Annotated in this window: 14 protein-coding genes; 8 read left to right on the plus strand and 6 right to left on the minus strand. The window is 61.2% G+C overall.

What is annotated here, in order from left to right:
* Window positions 1-61 precede the first annotated feature (61 nt).
* Together INF37_RS02120 and INF37_RS02125 are read left to right on the plus strand one after the other, a co-directional pair.
* Window positions 62-736 (plus strand): response regulator transcription factor, encoded by a 675-nt coding sequence (locus INF37_RS02120; protein WP_193536160.1) that lies wholly within the window; start codon window positions 62-64, stop codon window positions 734-736.
* On the plus strand, window positions 726-2,321 hold the full coding sequence (locus INF37_RS02125; protein WP_193536162.1) for a sensor histidine kinase: 1,596 nt from the start codon (window positions 726-728) through the stop codon (window positions 2,319-2,321). Before INF37_RS02120 ends, INF37_RS02125 begins: the two co-directional genes overlap by 11 nt.
* An 87-nt stretch (window positions 2,322-2,408) precedes the next feature.
* Here the strand turns inward: INF37_RS02125 and INF37_RS02130 are convergent, their stop codons facing one another.
* The gene (locus INF37_RS02130; protein ID WP_193536164.1) at window positions 2,409-3,350 is read right to left on the minus strand and encodes an Ig-like domain-containing protein; all 942 of its coding nucleotides are present in this window, start codon (window positions 3,348-3,350) and stop codon (window positions 2,409-2,411) included.
* Window positions 3,351-3,564: 214 nt separating this feature from the next.
* Here INF37_RS02130 and INF37_RS02135 point away from each other — a divergent pair, with 214 nt between their 5' ends.
* Genes INF37_RS02135 through INF37_RS02150 form a run of 4 tightly spaced genes read left to right on the plus strand, consistent with a single transcriptional unit; the run spans window position 3,565 to window position 8,998 of the window.
* Entirely contained in the window at window positions 3,565-5,001 is a 1,437-nt protein-coding gene (locus tag INF37_RS02135) for an AAA family ATPase (RefSeq protein ID WP_193536166.1), read from the plus strand.
* Window positions 4,994-7,279 carry a DNA internalization-related competence protein ComEC/Rec2 gene (locus INF37_RS02140; RefSeq protein WP_193536168.1) on the plus strand — a complete coding sequence of 762 codons (2,286 nt, stop codon included), beginning with the start codon at window positions 4,994-4,996 and terminating at the stop codon, window positions 7,277-7,279. The genes INF37_RS02135 and INF37_RS02140 overlap by 8 nt, the downstream gene beginning before the upstream one ends.
* Window positions 7,280-7,297: 18 nt before the next feature.
* Window positions 7,298-8,341: a DNA polymerase III subunit delta gene (gene holA / locus INF37_RS02145; protein WP_186962941.1), complete on the plus strand. Its 1,044-nt coding sequence runs from the start codon at window positions 7,298-7,300 to the stop codon at window positions 8,339-8,341.
* Window positions 8,342-8,368: 27 nt separating this feature from the next.
* The gene (locus INF37_RS02150; RefSeq protein ID WP_101693916.1) at window positions 8,369-8,998 is read left to right on the plus strand and encodes a toprim domain-containing protein; all 630 of its coding nucleotides are present in this window, start codon (window positions 8,369-8,371) and stop codon (window positions 8,996-8,998) included.
* A 52-nt stretch (window positions 8,999-9,050) separates the two neighbouring features.
* Here INF37_RS02150 and INF37_RS02155 read toward each other — a convergent pair whose 3' ends face one another.
* Both INF37_RS02155 and INF37_RS02160 read right to left on the minus strand, forming a co-directional pair.
* Window positions 9,051-10,925 (minus strand): heavy metal translocating P-type ATPase, encoded by a 1,875-nt coding sequence (locus INF37_RS02155; protein WP_193536170.1) that lies wholly within the window; start codon window positions 10,923-10,925, stop codon window positions 9,051-9,053.
* A 142-nt stretch (window positions 10,926-11,067) separates the two neighbouring features.
* Window positions 11,068-11,343: a metal-sensing transcriptional repressor gene (locus INF37_RS02160; protein WP_101693914.1), complete on the minus strand. Its 276-nt coding sequence runs from the start codon at window positions 11,341-11,343 to the stop codon at window positions 11,068-11,070.
* Window positions 11,344-11,580: 237 nt separating this feature from the next.
* Here INF37_RS02160 and INF37_RS02165 point away from each other — a divergent pair, with 237 nt between their 5' ends.
* A complete protein-coding gene (locus tag INF37_RS02165) occupies window positions 11,581-12,123 on the plus strand; it encodes an NADH peroxidase (protein WP_101693913.1) in 543 nt (180 codons plus the stop codon).
* A gap of 772 nt (window positions 12,124-12,895) precedes the next feature.
* On the opposite strand, the gene clpB is transcribed toward INF37_RS02165, so the two are convergent.
* A complete protein-coding gene (clpB, locus tag INF37_RS02170) occupies window positions 12,896-15,523 on the minus strand; it encodes an ATP-dependent chaperone ClpB (RefSeq protein WP_193536172.1) in 2,628 nt (875 codons plus the stop codon).
* A gap of 44 nt (window positions 15,524-15,567) precedes the next feature.
* Window positions 15,568-15,762 carry a helix-turn-helix domain-containing protein gene (locus tag INF37_RS02175; RefSeq protein WP_101693895.1) on the minus strand — a complete coding sequence of 65 codons (195 nt, stop codon included), beginning with the start codon at window positions 15,760-15,762 and terminating at the stop codon, window positions 15,568-15,570.
* A 94-nt stretch (window positions 15,763-15,856) separates the two neighbouring features.
* Between INF37_RS02175 and INF37_RS02180 the strand changes: the two genes are divergently transcribed.
* A complete protein-coding gene (locus INF37_RS02180) occupies window positions 15,857-16,072 on the plus strand; it encodes a hypothetical protein (protein ID WP_193536174.1) in 216 nt (71 codons plus the stop codon).
* Window positions 16,073-16,093: 21 nt separating this feature from the next.
* Here INF37_RS02180 and INF37_RS02185 read toward each other — a convergent pair whose 3' ends face one another.
* Window positions 16,094-16,522 carry an Hsp20/alpha crystallin family protein gene (locus INF37_RS02185; RefSeq protein ID WP_101693893.1) on the minus strand — a complete coding sequence of 143 codons (429 nt, stop codon included), beginning with the start codon at window positions 16,520-16,522 and terminating at the stop codon, window positions 16,094-16,096.
* Window positions 16,523-16,660 lie beyond the last annotated feature (138 nt).

Raw genomic sequence — 16,660 nt, forward strand, 5'->3', positions numbered from 1 at the left:
GGCCGAATTTTGAAATGCAAATAGTATTTATGGATAAAAAAATAACAAGGGGGAATCGAATATGGGGCCTTTGATCCTCATTGCCGAGGACGATGCGGACATCCGCAGCCTGCTGCGCCTCTACCTGGAGGGGGAGGGGATGCGGGTACTGGAAGCGGCCGATGGGAATACTGCGCTGGAGCTGGCGCGGGAGCACACTCCGGATATGGCCATCCTGGATGTCATGATGCCGGGACTCAACGGCTTTGAGCTGACCAGGGCCCTGCGGCAGTACAGCGATCTGCCCATTCTGATCCTCTCGGCCAAGAGTCAGGACAACGACAAGATCCTGGGACTCAATCTGGGGGCGGACGACTACATTGCCAAGCCCTTCAATCCGGTGGAGATCGCGGCGCGGGTCAAGGCCCAGCTCCGCCGGACCGCGCGGCGCAGCGGGAATGTGCTCACCGTGCGGGACCTGGCGCTGGATACCGCCAGCTTCCAGCTGACCAAACGGGGAGAGTCCATCCTCCTCACACCCATGGAGTACAAGATCCTGGCCATGCTGATGCGCTCTCCCGGACGGATCTTTACCAAGATCCAGCTCTACGAAGGGGCCATCGGCACGTATTTTGAGGGGGATGACAACACCATGATGGTGCACATCTCCAAGCTGCGGGACAAGCTGGAGGATGATCCCAGACACCCGCAATACATCATCACCGTACGTGGATTGGGGTATAAGCTTGAAAAATAGAAGGGAAAGGGGCGGCCTCTTTGGACTCCTGGCCCGGAACTATCTGCTCTTTACCCTGGTGCTGCTCCTGCTGGCCGGAGGCGTCTTTGCCCTCTGGAATGCCTGGCTGCTCAACGTGTATCAGCCGGCCGACTGGCCGGGGCTGCTGGGGGATCATGCTCTGAACGAGGGCAGCTATGAACGCCTGAGGCATTATTTGAAGGGCGCAGGAGATGCCTTTGCCGTGTATGGAGCGGACGGTAGACTGGTGTACGCCACGGAGGAGAACTTTGATCCACACTGCCCGCCAGAGGTTTTGGAGACCGTGGTACCCTATGGAAGCTCGGTGGAGACACAGGCCTTTGAGAAGCTTGCAGAGGACGGCAGCCGCCGCTTTCTGGTCATCCGACATTTCTATGGAGAGGGGGCGGACGGCCAGGAGGAGCGCGTGGATGCCGCCCTGCTGGACCAGGAGTACCGGGTCATCTTCGGCGGGCTGGGGGACGGACGCAGCCGTTATACCCCGGAGGAATATGCCTATCTCTCCGGCCGTCGTTTTCCCGAGGACCAGCTGATCCGGGCGGAGTTTACCGACACGCAGGGGGAGCGCAGGACCATCCTGATGCGGGAGAAGCGGATGGGGACGGAGGAGTCCTACCAGTCCTATCTGGCGGCCCGATGGATCTGGCTGCTCTTCCTCCCACTCTATCTGGCAGCAGCGGGAGCCTTTATCGTCTGGATGAGGCGCAAGATCGGCCGTCCCCTCCGGCGGCTCAATGAGGCGGTGGAGGCGCAGGCCAGAGGGCAGATGGTACGGGTGGGAGACTGCGGCGGCCCCCGGGAGATCCGGCAGATCGGGGAGAGCTTTGACCGCTTTGCCGACCGCCTGGCCGAGAGCGAGGGGGAGCGAAAACGGCTGGATGAGGGGCGACAGAAGCTCATCGCCGATATTTCCCATGACCTCAAGACCCCGATCACCGTGATCGCAGGCTATGTGGACGCCATCTGTGACGGCAAGGTGCCGCCCGGAGAACAGGAGCCCTATTTGCGGGCCATCCAGAGCCGGGCTCAGGGATTGACGGAATTGATCAATGCCTTCCACGAATACAGCAAGGTGGAGCATCCGCAGTTCGTGCTTCAACTGGAGCGGACCGATCTGTGTGAATATCTGCGGGCCTATCTGGCGGGAAAATATGATGAGATCGATCTGGCGGGCTTTACGCTGGAGATATCCATTCCAGAGAGGGCGGTCTTCTGCGCGCTGGACCGGATGCAGTTCCGGCGGGTACTGGATAATCTGCTCTCCAATGCGCTGCGGCACAACCGGCTGGGAACCATCTTGTTCTTTGAGCTGACACAGGAGGAAAAAACGGTCCTCCTGCGCGTGGGGGACAACGGGGACGGCATCCCGCCCGAGCGGGCCCAGACCATCTTTGAGCCCTTTGTGGTGGGCAGTGAGGCACGGTCCGGAAAGGGAAGCGGCTTGGGCCTGGCCATCACGCGCCGGGTGATGGAGGGCCACGGAGGAGAGATCCGGCTGGAGCCCCATCCCCGCCCGGGGCGGAGCACGGAATTTGTTCTCACCCTGCCCCGTATGGAGGGATAGCAGGAAAAGCGATTGACAAGGAAAAAGATGCGGCCAGCCCTTTCACGGGGCTGGCCGCATCTTTTGCTGTCAACAAAATCGGAATCGTTATCCGCTGCACCGGACGATACAGGTGAGTTCCTTGCCGTCCACCTTGCAGATGAGGGTGGTGGTGCCTTTTCCCACCATGGAGACCAGGCCGCTGCTGTCCACCGTGGCCACAGCGGAATTGGCGGTGGACCAGGAGGGCGTGGACGTGGTACCCGATACGCTCATCTGTACCGTGGTACCCTTGGGCATGGTAAAGTCGGTCTTATTCAGCACCGGATTGCTGGTGGAGGTGGATGTGCCGGGCGTGGAGGAGGGAGCAGTGCTCGCTCCGGCGCCGGCCGGGGCATCAAAGCTGCACCGGACGATGCAGGTCTGGAAGATCTGCGTTCCCTTGAGGGTGGCCGTAATGGTCACGCTGCTCACGCCGCCGGACTTGCCCAGTCCCTTGACCGTGCCGTTTTCATCCACGCTGACCACATCGGGATTGCTGCTGGTCCACTCCAGATAGCCCACGCTGCCGCCGGGAGAGAAGGTGGCGTGGATGGTGTGGACCTGGCCGTAATTCTGCAGTGTGAAATCGCTCTGGTCCAGCGTAAAGCCTGTGGCCGTCTGATCGGGAGGCACTGTGGGCGAGGGAGAGACCTCCGGCGAGGGGGAGACCTCTGCGCTCGCCGAGGGAGCGGGGGTGGCCGAGGTAAGGGGCGTGGTGTTGCCCCGGTCGATCATGGGCTTGACAATGGAGACCACGATGCAGACCGCGGCCACGATAAAGGCCAGGGAGACCACCGTGCTGATGATCTTCGCAGGGGTGGGGCCGCTGGAATAGCCGCCGCCCCGGGTGTTGGTGGCCATGCGCCGTCCCGCCCGGCGGGAAGGACGGCCATCCTCTTCCTCCGGCGGACGGCCATCACAGAAGGGGCAGCGTTTATAAGTAGCGGCATAATCTTCGCCGCAGATATCACAGTGGATCATTTGATTGCGGGTGGGAGTCCGCGCCATAAAAAATCCCTCCGATTGACAAGTTTTATCCTCTCAGAACTTTATTTTACACGGGAATACAGGGTGCGTCAACGGTCGTGGGGAAATGTTCGGGAAAATTTAATAATCTGGGAGAATCCCAAGAGAGCGCCGGGAGAAAGGGCTCCCTCCTTGCATCTGACGGGGGATTCCAGTATAATCAAAAGATACGATAACCACGGAAGAGGTGGAGCAGATGAAGGGTTCCATGACCGCCGCGGCGGTACACAGACAATATGTGGATGGATTAAATGCGTTTTCCAGGCAGATCACCGATCCGGTCTTACGCGTGCGGCTGGGACAGGAGGCCGATGTGTTTTTCCGGGCCTGCGCCCTGGGGGTGTGGCAGCGGGATGGCGGAGCCCTCTCTCCGCGGCATGTGGAGTACTACAATGCCATTTACCAGCCGGGAAAGCCCGTCCCCTCCATCCTCTTCTGGGAATTGAGCACTGCCGTGAGCGAGTACCCCGGCTTCCGGCCTCTGGACTGCTTTGTGCGGATGCGCTCCTGTGACAAGGTGTCCGGCACTTCTCTGGCCAGGAGCTTTGTGGATCTGGTTACTCTGATGATCCTGCTCTTTGCGGCGGTGGACGACTGTGTCAGCCCGGAGGAGGCGTCCTTTGCCAAGGCCTGTGCCGATACCCTCTCCGCCCTGTGTGAGGGGGATGGGCTCAAAGCGGGGAAGGCGCCCCTGGACCCGATGGAATTTGTCACCCGCCGTCCGGCGGAGGAAAAGCCGGCGTCTTCCCAGCCCGTCCCCCCGCCGCCGGAGGAGAAGAAGCCGGAGACGGAGGAGAACCTCCCCACCGTGGAAGAGCTGCTGGCGGAGCTGGACAGTCTGTGCGGCCTGGAGCAGGTCAAGGCCGATGTCAAGAGCCTGATCAACCTGGTCAAGGTGCGCAAGCTGCGGGAGGAACACGGCCTGCCGGTGCCTCCCATATCCCTCCATCTGGTCTTCTTGGGCAATCCGGGCACCGGAAAGACCACGGTGGCCCGCCTGCTGGCCCAGATCTACCGGGCCATCGGGGTGCTCTCCAAGGGACAGCTGGTGGAGGTGGACCGGTCGGGCCTGGTGGCAGGATTTGTGGGGCAGACCGCCATCAAGACCCAGGAGGCGGTGCAGCGGGCCCTGGGCGGGGTGCTCTTTATCGACGAGGCCTATGCGCTGGCCGCCTCCGACCAGGCCAGTGATTTTGGGCGGGAGGCCATCGAGGTCCTGCTCAAAAACATGGAGGATCACCGAAAAGATCTGATCGTGATCGTGGCCGGGTATACCGAGGAGATGGGACGGTTCATTCACGCCAATCCAGGACTGGAGAGCCGCTTCAACAAGTACTTCTATTTTGACGATTACAGCGCCGACCAGCTGGTGGAGATTTTTCAGTCCATGTGCCGGAAAAACGGATATACATTGGACGAGGACGCCCAGGCCTTTGCAAAAGAGCTCTTTCAGGCCCTCTATGCCGAGCGGGATGAGAATTTCGGAAACGCCCGTGAGGTGCGCAATGTCTTTGAAAAAGCGGTGGCCCGGCAGGCCGACCGGGTGGCGCAGATGGAATCCCCCAGCCGGGAGGAGCTGATGGCCCTGTGCCGGGCCGATCTGGAAGAGGAGCGGGAGCGCGAGGGTGCGTAAGCTGGCCTCCTTTGCAGCGCCCTGCTCAGGGGCCATCCTGCTCGCCGTTTTGCTGCTGCCGGAGGGATGGCTGCTGCCGCTGGGGATCGGGTGTCTGTGTCTGGGCCTGGGTCTGCTCCTGCGGGAGGGAAAGGGACGCATGCTGCTGGTCCGGCTGAGCTGTTTTGGACTGGCAGCCGGGTTCCTGTGGACGGCCCTCTATCAGGGCCGCACTCTGGCGCCTGCCCGGCAGATGAGCGGAAGCGCGCATACGTTCACGGCTGTGGTGACTGACTGGCCTGCGGCCACGCGGTATGGCGCATCGGTGGAGATTGCCCTCCCGGCGGAGAACGGAACGGTGCTGGGGGCGGTGCTCTATGGAGATGAGTCGCTCCTGACCCTGCGGCCGGGGGACACGGTGCGGGGCAGTGCCGCGTTGGAACTGGCCCACACCGTGGGCGGGGAGGAGAGCGACACCTTCTATGCCAGGGGGATCTTTCTCACCGGCAGCCTCCGGGGTGCGCTGGAGGTGGACAGGCCGGAGCGGGCCCCCTTCCGGTACTGGCCCGCCTTCTGGGCGCGGCATCTGAAGGAACAGATCGCCCGCTCCTTCCCGGCCGATGTGGCAGGGCTGGTCTCCGGTCTGGTGACCGGGGACAAGAGCGGCCTGGATGATGCCACCTACACCGCTTTTCAGCGGACCGGGACGGCCCATGTGGTGGCGGTGTCCGGCCTGCATGTCTCCTTCCTGGCCGGGGTGGCCCTGCGCCTGCTGGGCCGGGGACGCCGCCGCACGGCGGTGCTGACCATTTTGCTCATGGCGGTCTTTGCGGGGATCGCGGGCTATACCCCATCGGTGCTGCGGGCCGCGTTCCTCCAGACCATGCTGCTGATTGCACCCCTGGTGGAGCGGGAGGGAGATGGACCCACCTCCCTGTCGCTGGCCCTCCTCCTTCTACTGCTCCAAAATCCCTATGCCGGAGCCGGGATCGGATTACAGCTCTCCTTCGCCTCGGTGGCCGGGATACAGCTGTGCGCGCAGCGGCTCTATGAGTGCTGGACCTGGTGGCTGCCCCGCCGGGTTCGGGGACTGCGGCGATGGGGAAAACAGGCCTTCCGGGTACTGGCGGCCTCACTGGCCACCACGTTGGGGGCCCTGCTCTTTACCACGCCGCTGCTGGTGATCTATTTTGGGGAACTCTCGCTGGTGGCGCCGCTGGCCAATCTGATGGTACTGGGCGCGGTGGCTGTGTGCTTTGCGGGCGGCTTGGGTGTGGCGGTGCTGGGGACCTTTGCCCCTGCCCTGGCCGGTTTTCTGGGAGAGGTGTTCGCGCTGCCCGGGCGGTATGTGCTGTGGGTGGTGCGTGGAATGAGCCGCTTTCCACTGGCCGCGGTGCCACTGGACAGCGTCTATCTGCGGGGATGGCTCATCCTGCTCTATACCATGTTGATTTTGTGGGCGATTTTGCGGAGAGGGCCGGGGAGATCTATCCGGCCGGTCATCCCACTGTGTGCCGGAGTCCTCTCCCTGTGCGCTGCCCTGATGTGCGGCGCGGCCGAGCTGCGACTGGCCGGACTGACCCTCTCGGTTCTGGATGTGGGACAGGGGCAGAGTGTGGCCCTCTTCTCCCAGGGGCGCGCCGCGCTGGTGGACTGCGGCGGCAGCGGCTGGGACAACAGCGGCGATGTGGCTGCCGACTACTTCCAGAGCCGGGGCGTGACGCGGCTGGATGCACTCATCCTGACCCATTTTCACGCCGACCACACCAACGGAGTGGAGCAGCTGCTGGAGCGCATGGAAGTGGAATTGCTGATTGCACCCGATGTAGAGGAGGAGAGCCCGGAGCGGCAGGCGCTGCTCTCCGAGGTAGAAGCGCATGGTACCCAGGTTCTGCTGCTGGACGAGAACGCACAGCTCACCCTGGGACAGACCGACATACAGATCTACCGTCCCATGGGAGACGGGGGAGGCAACGAGGAGGGGCTGTCTCTGCTGGCCTCCACGGACACCTTTGACGCCCTTCTGACCGGGGACATGAATACGGTCCTGGAGGAGCGGCTGGTGAAGTACGGCGCGCTGCCCGATGTGGATGTGCTGATCGCAGGACACCACGGCTCCAAATACGCCTCTTCGGAACGCCTGCTGGAGGCGGTCCGGCCGGAGTACGCCGTCCTCTCGGTGGGATATAACTCCTATGGACACCCCGCGCCCGAGACCCTTGCCAGGCTGGAGGCGGCGGGATGTGCCATTTACCGCACGGACTGGATGGGTACCATCACCTTCCGGGCGCGGGAATAACAGAAAGGAGGGCGGCCCATGGCCCCCAAAGCAAAGGCGGATGACACCGCCTATAAACAGCTGAAAAAGGATATCGCCGCCGGGACCATCGGCTCCCTCTACGTGTTCCACGGGGAGGAGTCCTACCTGCGGGATTTCTATCTGGGGAAGATGCGCCAGAAGCTCCTGCCGGCGGGGATGGAGGAGTTCAACCTCCACACCCTGACGGGGAAGGAATTTGACGTAAAAAAGCTCCAGGAGATGGTGGACTGCCTGCCCATGATGAGCGAGCGCACCCTCATCGTGGTCAACGACTACGACATCTATAAGGGAGACAAGGAGGGCCTGATCCGGGTCCTCTCCGACCTGCCGGAGTATGTGTGCCTGGTCTTTGTCTACGACCTGATCGAGTACAAGGCCGACGCCCGCACTAAACTGGCGGGACTGCTCAAGAACCGGGGGAGCGTGGTCCCCTTCAACCGGCAGGGACAAAACGATCTGGTGGACTGGATCTCCCGCCGGTTCCGGGCGCTGGACCATGACATCGGTACCGAGGACGCCAAGTATCTGATGTTCCTCTGCGGGGACCTGATGAACGGCCTGATCTCGGAGATCGGCAAGATCGGGGCCTATGCCAAGGGGCACCGGGTCACCCGGGCCGACATTGACGCGGTGGCCACCCCCCAGTTGGACGCGGTAGTCTTTCAGATGACCGACGCCATTGCCGCGGGAAATTTTGACCGGGCGGCGTCGGTGCTGGGGGACCTTTTCCACATGCAGGAGGCCCCCATCAAGCTGCTGGCTGTGCTGGGCAAGCAGATCCGGCAGCTCTACTCGGCCCGGCTGGCCCTGGAGCACCGGAAGGGGACCGCTTACCTCATGGAGCAGTGGGGCATGCGCAACTCCTATCCGGCGGAAAAGCTGATGAACGCAGCGCGGAAATTCTCCCTCTCCTGGTGCCGCCGGGCGGTCATCCGGTGCGGCGAGGTGGATCTGGCCATGAAGTCCACCGGCGCGGACGGAGAGGAGCTGCTCATCGGGCTCCTGATGGAGTTGGCTATGCCCGCCCGGGACCGGCGATAGGAGAACCCACAGAGAGGAGAACCAATTATGCTGCATATCCGGGAGGCAATCGTGGTGGAGGGCCGCTATGACAAACATACCCTGTCCCAGGTGGTGGACGCGCTCATCGTGGAGACCTCTGGCTTTGGCATCTTCAAGGACGGGGAACAGCTGGCCTTCCTGCGGAAGCTGGCAGAGGAGCGGGGGCTCATCATCCTGACCGACTCGGACGGCGCGGGATTTGTCATCCGGAATTTCCTCAAGGGGAGCATTCCGCCCCATCAGGTCAAGCACGCCTATATCCCGGACCGGTACGGCAAGGAGCGGCGCAAGCGCCAGCCGGGAAAAGAGGGCAAGCTGGGCGTGGAGGGGATGCGTCCCCAGGTCCTGGAGGAGGTCCTGCGCCGGGCGGGCGCCACCTTTCTGGACGGGACGGGAGAGGCTGCTCCGGCCGGGCGGCCGGTCACAAAGGCCGACCTGATGCGGGACGGGCTCACCGGGGGCGCCGGATCGGCCGAGCGGCGCCGTGCCCTCCAGCGGGCGTTAGACCTGCCTGAGCACCTCACCGCCAACGCGCTGGTGGAAGTGCTCAACCGGCTGTACGGCTATGAGGCCTACCGCCGGGCGGTAGAGGCGCTGGACCGGGAGGGGCAGGAGAACCCTCCGAACGAGATATAAAAGAACGAGGGACGCGTACCAAAACGCGTCCCTCATTTGTTGTAAGAGGAGATTATTGGTCCGTTCCGTGCCACGGGAGGAGCAGGGAGGAGTTGAGGATCACCAGCACCGAGCCGGCGTTGTGGACCAGAGCGCCCACCACCGGGCTGAGATCCCCGTGGATGGCAAGGGCGATGGCAACAAAGTTCAGCGTCATGGAGAGGACCAGATTCCACCGGATCGTGCGCATCATGCGCCGGGAGAGGCGCAGCAGATGGTGGAGCTCATGGATGGCGTCATTGACCAGGGCGATGTCGGCGGCCTCCACGGCCAGGTCGCTGCCCACGCCGCCCATGGCAATGCCCACCAGGGCGGTTTTCAGGGCTGGGGCGTCGTTGATGCCGTCTCCCACCATACACACCGGCTGCCCGCTGGACTGATAGGCGCGGATCTGGCGGAGCTTGTCCTCCGGAAGACAGCCGGCGTGGACCTCCGTGATGCCGAGCTGGGCTGCGATTGCGTGGGCGGCCTCCGCGTGGTCGCCGGTGAGGAGCACAGGAGTACTGCCCGCCTGGCGGAGCCGGGAGATGGTATCCGCCGCATCCGGGCGGAGGGTGTCGGACAGGGCCAGGAAACCCAGGACCGTCTGTCCGGAGGCCACATAGATGACGGTGCAGCCGGTCTGCTGCATCGCATGGGCCTCGGAGAGAAGGTGAGGCGGAAGGACACATCCGGCCCCTTCCAGAAGGAGCTGGTTACCGGCCAGGATCTCCTGACCGTCTACTGTGGCGCGGACCCCCTGGCCCAGGACCATCTCAAAGGCGGCGGGAGGCATAGGGAGAGAATTGCCGCGGGCCATCCACCCCTGTACGACGGCCTTGCCAAGGGGGTGTTCGGAGCGGCACTCCGCCCGGGCACAAAGGGCATAGAGGACCTCTTCAGAGCAGGCATCGTCCAGCGGGTGGACCGCCGCCACAGAGAGGGTGCCGCGGGTCAGGGTGCCCGTCTTGTCAAAGGCGACCCGGGTGACGGTGGAGAGGCGTTCCAGCGCGTCGCCCTCCCGCACAAGAAAGCCGTGCCGGGTGGCGTTGCCAATGGCAGCCATAATGGCAGTGGGGGTGGCCAGCACCAGGGCGCAGGGGCAGAAGACCACCAGAATGGTGACGGCGCGGATGGCCTGACCGGTCAGTGCCCAGGTGAGGGCGGCTGCGGTCAGGGCGATCACCACGATCCAGGTGGCCCAGCGGTCGGCCAGCCCAACGATCTTGGCCTTTCCAGCGTCGGCAGACTGGACCAGGCGGACCATACGCTGGATGGAGCTGTCCTCGCCCACCCGGGTGGCAACCATGTCAAAGGAGCCGAATTGATTGACGGTGCCGCTGGAGACCGGATCGCCCGGTCCCTTGTCTACCGGGAGCGATTCTCCGGTCATGACCGCCTGATTAACCGCCGAGGCGCCGGAGAGAATGGTGCCGTCCACGGGGATGGTTTCCCCGGGCAGGACCCGGAGGTGGTCGCCGATGCGCACCTCCTCCGCAGGGAGGATCTCCTCGGAACCGTCCAGAATTCGGCGGGCGGTGCGGGGGGTGAGATGGACCAGCTTCTCGATTCCGGCCCGGGCTTTGGCTACGGTGCGCTCCTCCAAAAGAGAGCCGATCTGCATGATAAAGGCCACTTCTCCTGCGGCAAAGATCTCGCCGATCAGGACGGAGGCGATCAGAGCCAGGGAGACCAGCAGGTCAGCCTTAATGTCAAAGCGGGTAAAGAGCCCCTCGGCGGCCTCTTTGAGGATGGGAATACCGCACAGAAGGATGGAAAGCCAGGCGGGATCGATGGGGAGTGCGCCAGGAAACAGAAAGCTGACCAACAGAGCAGCGCCGGACAGGAGGAGAAAGAGAAGGGCGCGCTTGCTCTCATCCAAGAGGATCGAAAGGGGAGAGGAACGCATATAAAATCGTCCTTTCTGAAAAGAAATGACCCGGGATGCCCTTATTATACCCATAGGGGTATGGGTAGTCAAGAAAAAAGAAGAGAGCCAGTCCGTTTGGACTGGCAGTCTCTTGTGAAAATGGGTATAATAGAAGGGAGCATCAGCTCATACGGGAGAAATGCTCGATGGCTTTGGCAAATTCCGCAATGGTCTTATCGGCATCTCCATGTTCGATGCCGTCACGCACACAGTGGTTCAGATGTCCCTCCAATACGACCTGCCCGACTTTGTGCAGAGCACTTTTGGCGGCATTGATCTGGACCAGGACATCCTCACAGGGGACATCCTCGTCCACCATTTTATCAATGGCCTGGAGCTGACCGATGATTTTTTTCAGCCTGCGGTGTAAATTGGCGGAGTCCATACATTGTTTCATGCGCTTACCTGCTTTCTGTCCGCGAAGATGATTCATTTTATCATAGAAAAAAGAAGGATGTAAAGAGACGGGCTGGCAAAGGAGAGGCGGGCATAAAAAATATTTTGGCAAAAAAGAAAAAAACACTTGACGAATGGGTAATTGCGTGGTATCTTAATAACTGTAAATGATAATCATTACTGATTATAAACCACAACTGTTTTGGAGAAATAGAATTTTATTTAGGAGGAACATTTTATGAAGAAGTTTGTTTGCTCTGTCTGCGGTTACGTCCACGAGGGTGAGTCCGCTCCCGACATCTGCCCCATCTGCAAGGCCCCCAAGGAGAAGTTCGTTGAGCAGGCCGGCGAGAAGAGCTGGGCTTCCGAGCACGTGGTGGGCGTGGCTCAGGGCGCTCCCGAGGAGATCATGCAGGGCCTGCGTGAGAACTTCCAGGGCGAGTGCACCGAGGTCGGTATGTACCTGGCTATGGCCCGCGTGGCTCATCGCGAGGGTTACCCCGAGATCGGCCTGTACTGGGAGAAGGCCGCCTATGAGGAGGCTGAGCACGCCGCTAAGTTTGCTGAGCTGCTGGGCGAGGTCGTGACCGCTTCCACCAAGAAGAACCTGGAGATGCGTGTGGACGCCGAGAACGGCGCTACCCAGGGCAAGACCGACCTGGCTAAGCTGGCCAAGCAGCACAACCTGGACGCCATCCACGACACCGTGCACGAGATGGCTCGCGATGAGGCCCGTCATGGCAAGGCTTTCGAGGGCCTGCTGAAGCGTTACTTCGGCTAATCTATGAAGCAAGGGTTCCCCGGTCCAATGGACCGGGGAACTTTTTTGTCGTGGCGGGCCTCGTCACCGAGCGTTTTGGCGAAGCCAAAACCTCGATGCCGGGCGGATTCACTCCGCCCGAGCAGATGAAATCATTGGGGTCCCCATGGGACTTATCTCATGGGGATTGCCCGCCACGGCAAGGCTTTCGAGGGCCTGCTGAAGCGTTACTTCGGCTAATCCAAATCGGATAAAAAAGCACTTTTCGAGAGGGAACCGGGAAACCGATTCCCTCTCTTTTTGCGCTTGTGATGCCGAAGTGTGCAACTTGGTGTGCAACTTTTCCTCTCTTCACACTTTTTTGACATTCACAGGTGCAATTACCAGACTTGCGTCAGGCTGTTAATCTGAAATGTATGTGTGCTCACAGAGACGACGGTAAAATCACAGCTTCCTGTTAAACGGTTGGTATTTCGGTCGCACTCGATGCGATAAGAATGGGTATATTCGCCGCTGAATGTGATATAGTCTCCGATGTTTTCTGTGGTCAATACAATATCCTGACTGGATAGTGTTTGTGGAGGATCTGCTGAGTTCCGCGGTGCACGGATTCCTGTCCTAGAATGGTAAAAAAAGTAAAAACAAAGCGAAAAATACCGTATTTTGAGACTGCGACAATTTACAATACTATATCATGTGGAAAACACGGTGGACAATGTGGACAAGTGCAAAAAACGGGAGACCGCACAGGGCGGTCTCCCGGGAGAGGGTATTTGCTTCAAATAGGAAAATATTAGGATACGATCTCGCCAGTGAGGACGGTTTTGCTGTCCACTTCCAGCGCGCCGTCCCGGACATCCACCGTGAGGGTGTCGCCGGGCAGGACCTGGTCGGCGATGATCTTGCGGCTGATGAGGGTCTCCACCGTATGCTGGAGATAGCGGCGCAGGGGACGGGCGCCGTAGATGGGATCGTAGGCGGCGTCAATGATGAACTGCTTGGCCGCGTCGGTGAGGGTGCAGGAGAGCTGCTTCTCATGCAGACGGTCGTTGAGCTCGTGGACCATCAGGTCGATGATGTGGGTGATGTTGTCCTTGGTGAGGGGCTTATAGAACACGATCTCGTCCAGACGGTTGAGGAACTCCGGCCGGAAGGAGCGCTTGAGCAGCTCGTTGACCTGCTCTTTGGCCGTCTCGCTGATCTCGCCATCGGAGCCGATGCCGTCCAGCAGGTACTGGGAGCCCAGGTTCGAGGTGAGGATGATGATGGTATTTTTGAAATCCACGGTGCGGCCCTGGCTGTCCGTAATGCGGCCGTCGTCCAGGACCTGGAGCAGGACGTTGAAGACGTCGGGATGGGCCTTCTCCACCTCATCGAAGAGGATGACGGAGTAGGGCTTACGCCGCACCGCCTCGGTGAGCTGACCGCCCTCCTCATAGCCCACATATCCCGGAGGGGCACCGATGAGGCGGGAGACCGAGAACTTCTCCATATACTCGCTCATGTCGATGCGTACCATGTTCTTCTCGCTGTCAAAGAGGGCCTCGGCCAGGGTCTTGGCCAACTCGGTTTTACCCACGCCGGTGGGGCCCAGGAAGAGGAAGGAGCCAATGGGACGGTTGGGATCGGCGATGCCGGCCCGGCTTCTCAGGATGGACTCGGAGACCAGACGCACGGCCTCGTCCTGTCCCACCACCCGCTGGTGGAGGATGTCCTCCAGGTGGAGGAGCTTCTCCCGCTCGCCCTCCATGAGCTTGCTGACCGGGATACCGGTCCAGCGCTCGATGATGCGGGCGATCTCTTCCTCTGTGACCTTGTCCCGCAGAAGGGAGGCCTCCCGGCCCTGCTGAGCCACGGCCTCCTCGGCCTCGAGGGCACGGCGGAGCTCGGGGATGCGGCCGTACTGGAGCTGAGCGGCCTTCTCCAGATCATACTCCCGCTGGGCCTTCTCCAGCTGGGCGTTGGCCTCCTCCAGCTCGGCCCGGAGCTGCTGGACCTTGCCGATGGCGTTCTTTTCGTTCTCCCACTGGGCCTTTTTCGCATTGAACTCGTCCCGCATCTCGGCCAGTTCCTTCTGGATCTCCTCCAGATGTTCCCGGGAGAGAGCGTCATCCTCCTTCTTGAGGGCGGCCTCCTCGATCTCGTGCTGGATGATCTTGCGCTGGATCACATCCAGCTCGGTGGGCATGGAGTCGATCTCGGTGCGGATCATGGCGCAGGCCTCGTCGATGAGGTCGATGGCCTTGTCGGGGAGGAAGCGGTCGGTGATATAGCGGTTGGAGAGGGTGGCGGCGGCGATGATGGCGCCGTCCTGGATCTTCACGCCGTGGAAGACCTCGTAGCGCTCCTTCAGGCCGCGGAGGATGGCGATGGTGTCCTCCACCGTGGGCTCGTTGACCAGTACGGGCTGGAAGCGGCGCTCCAGAGCGGCGTCCTTCTCGATATACTGGCGGTACTCGTTGAGGGTGGTTGCGCCGATGCAGTGGAGCTCACCCCGGGCCAGCAGGGGCTTGAGCAGGTTGCCTGCGTCCATGGCGCCCTCGGTCTTGCCGGCGCCCACGATGGTGTGGAGCTCATCGATGAAGAGGATGATGCGTCCCTCGCTCTTCTTGACCTCGTTGAGGACGGCCTTGAGCCGCTCCTCAAACTCGCCGCGGTACTTGGCGCCGGCGATGAGGGAGCCCATGTCCAGAGCGAAGATGGTCTTATCCTTCAGAGAGGTGGGCACATCGCCCTTTACGATCCGCTGGGCCAGCCCCTCGGCGATGGCAGTTTTGCCTACGCCGGGCTCGCCGATGAGGACGGGGTTGTTCTTGCTCTTGCGGGAGAGGATGCGGATCACGTTGCGGATCTCGTCATCCCGGCCGATGACCGGGTCCAGCTTGTTCTGCCGGGCCCGCTCCACCAAGTCGGAGCCGTATTTCTTCAGGGCGTCGTAGGTCTCCTCCGGGTTGTCCGAGGTGACGCGCTGGTTGCCGCGGACGGCCGAGAGGGCCTGCAGGATCCCCTCCTTGGTCACGTTGTAAATGCGGAAAAGCTCCTTCAGAGCGGCGTTGGGGTGCTCCGCCAGCGCCAGGAGCAGATGCTCCACCGAGACATATTCATCTTTCATGGAGGCGGCGATGGACTCGGCGCTATTGAGAGCCTGGTCCACGTCCTGGGCCACATAGACCTTGCCCTGCTCCCGGCCGGAGCCGGTGACACGGGGCAGCTTTTCCACCTCGGCCTTGACCGCGGCGGTGAGAGAGGGGACAGTCAGGCCCATGTGGGTGAGCAGCTGGGGGATCAGACCGTTTTCGGCCAGCAGAAGGGCGAGCAGGATATGGGGCTGCTCGATCTGCTGATTGGCGTATTCGGTGCAGATGGCCTGGGCGTTCTGGATGGCCTCCAGGGATTTCTGGGTATATTTCTGAGCGTTCATAACGCAGTTCACATCCTTTCAAAAGAAACGGTGTTCCATTGGGGTCATTCCCGCCCCAATAGATAATCGGTGGTAACATGATAGTAGTCAGCCAGTACAGCCAGATGGCGCAGGGGCAATTCCCGCTTTCCGGTTTCGTATGTGCTATACACCCGTTGGTCAATCCCGAGCACTTCGGCTACCTGGCGTTGGGTCAAATCAAAATCTTCGCGCAATTCTCGCAGACGTGGTAGATACATGAAGCGTCACCTCATCTGCATTATATGCTACTATCATTTGATAGGGTTGATTCTACTATCAAACAATAGTAGAATAATAAATGAGGTGATAAATATGAAAACCACGCGTTACTACATGGTGGAGGCGGAGGTATGTGGGACGTGCAAATATTACCACCAGCACTTCGTGCTGGGACGGGGCGAACGCTTTCACCCCCTCTGGTATGGGCACTGCGGCCGACGGGGAATGCCCCATCCCCAGCCGGGCGAGGTCTGCCCCCACTGGACCCCCGCGCTGAAAACGGAAGAGGAGCCGGCCAGTGTGGACTGACCGGCTCCCCGTCTGCGAGGTTTAGTCGATGGCGATGCGCTTGGCCTCGGGCACAACGGGGCGGGCCTTGGGGAGCCGGAGCTCCAAGATGCCGTCCTTATAGGCGGCGGTGATGCCGCTCTCGTCGATGCCGGTCACGTCAAAGCTGCGGGAGAAGGTGCCGTAGCGGCGCTCCCGCCGGATGTACTGGCCCTTCTGCGCCTTGTCCTCCTCACTCTCGCTGCGCTGGGCAGCGATGGTGAGGATGCCATCCTTCAGATCCAGTCGGATGTCCTCTTTGCGGAAGCCGGGCAGCTCGCATTCTAAAATAAAGTGCTCGCCGGCGTCCCGAATGTCGGTGCGGAAGGCGGGCATATTGGCGCCGCTCTCCCCGAAGAATTTGCGCTGGAAATTATCAAAGGTGTCGAAAAAGTTGTCATTTGTGCGCTCAAACGGAAGCATACCAAACATAATGAAGGTCTCCTTTCAGATTTACGGCGGAGAACAGAGATTAGCAATGAAAGAAAAGGACTGCTATTTCAGCGGTTTTCTCTCTGGTCTGAGCCGCTGTGAGGAGGTCCGGAGAACACCGGTTTGCCTTCTCACCTC

Origin of the sequence: Pseudoflavonifractor gallinarum, from assembly GCF_014982855.1 — a bacterium.
GTDB lineage: Bacteria > Bacillota > Clostridia > Oscillospirales > Oscillospiraceae > Pseudoflavonifractor_A > Pseudoflavonifractor_A gallinarum.

Coding starts and splice junctions, on each gene's coding strand:
- INF37_RS02120 (WP_193536160.1), top strand. CDS start 62: ATGGGGCCTTTGATCCTCATTGCCGAGGACGATGCGGACATCCGCAGC.
- INF37_RS02130 (WP_193536164.1), bottom strand. CDS start 3,350: ATGGCGCGGACTCCCACCCGCAATCAAATGATCCACTGTGATATCTGC.
- INF37_RS02135 (WP_193536166.1), top strand. CDS start 3,565: ATGAAGGGTTCCATGACCGCCGCGGCGGTACACAGACAATATGTGGAT.
- holA (WP_186962941.1), top strand. CDS start 7,298: ATGGCCCCCAAAGCAAAGGCGGATGACACCGCCTATAAACAGCTGAAA.
- INF37_RS02150 (WP_101693916.1), top strand. CDS start 8,369: ATGCTGCATATCCGGGAGGCAATCGTGGTGGAGGGCCGCTATGACAAA.
- INF37_RS02155 (WP_193536170.1), bottom strand. CDS start 10,925: ATGCGTTCCTCTCCCCTTTCGATCCTCTTGGATGAGAGCAAGCGCGCC.
- INF37_RS02160 (WP_101693914.1), bottom strand. CDS start 11,343: ATGAAACAATGTATGGACTCCGCCAATTTACACCGCAGGCTGAAAAAA.
- INF37_RS02165 (WP_101693913.1), top strand. CDS start 11,581: ATGAAGAAGTTTGTTTGCTCTGTCTGCGGTTACGTCCACGAGGGTGAG.
- clpB (WP_193536172.1), bottom strand. CDS start 15,523: ATGAACGCTCAGAAATATACCCAGAAATCCCTGGAGGCCATCCAGAAC.
- INF37_RS02175 (WP_101693895.1), bottom strand. CDS start 15,762: ATGTATCTACCACGTCTGCGAGAATTGCGCGAAGATTTTGATTTGACC.
- INF37_RS02180 (WP_193536174.1), top strand. CDS start 15,857: ATGAAAACCACGCGTTACTACATGGTGGAGGCGGAGGTATGTGGGACG.
- INF37_RS02185 (WP_101693893.1), bottom strand. CDS start 16,522: ATGTTTGGTATGCTTCCGTTTGAGCGCACAAATGACAACTTTTTCGAC.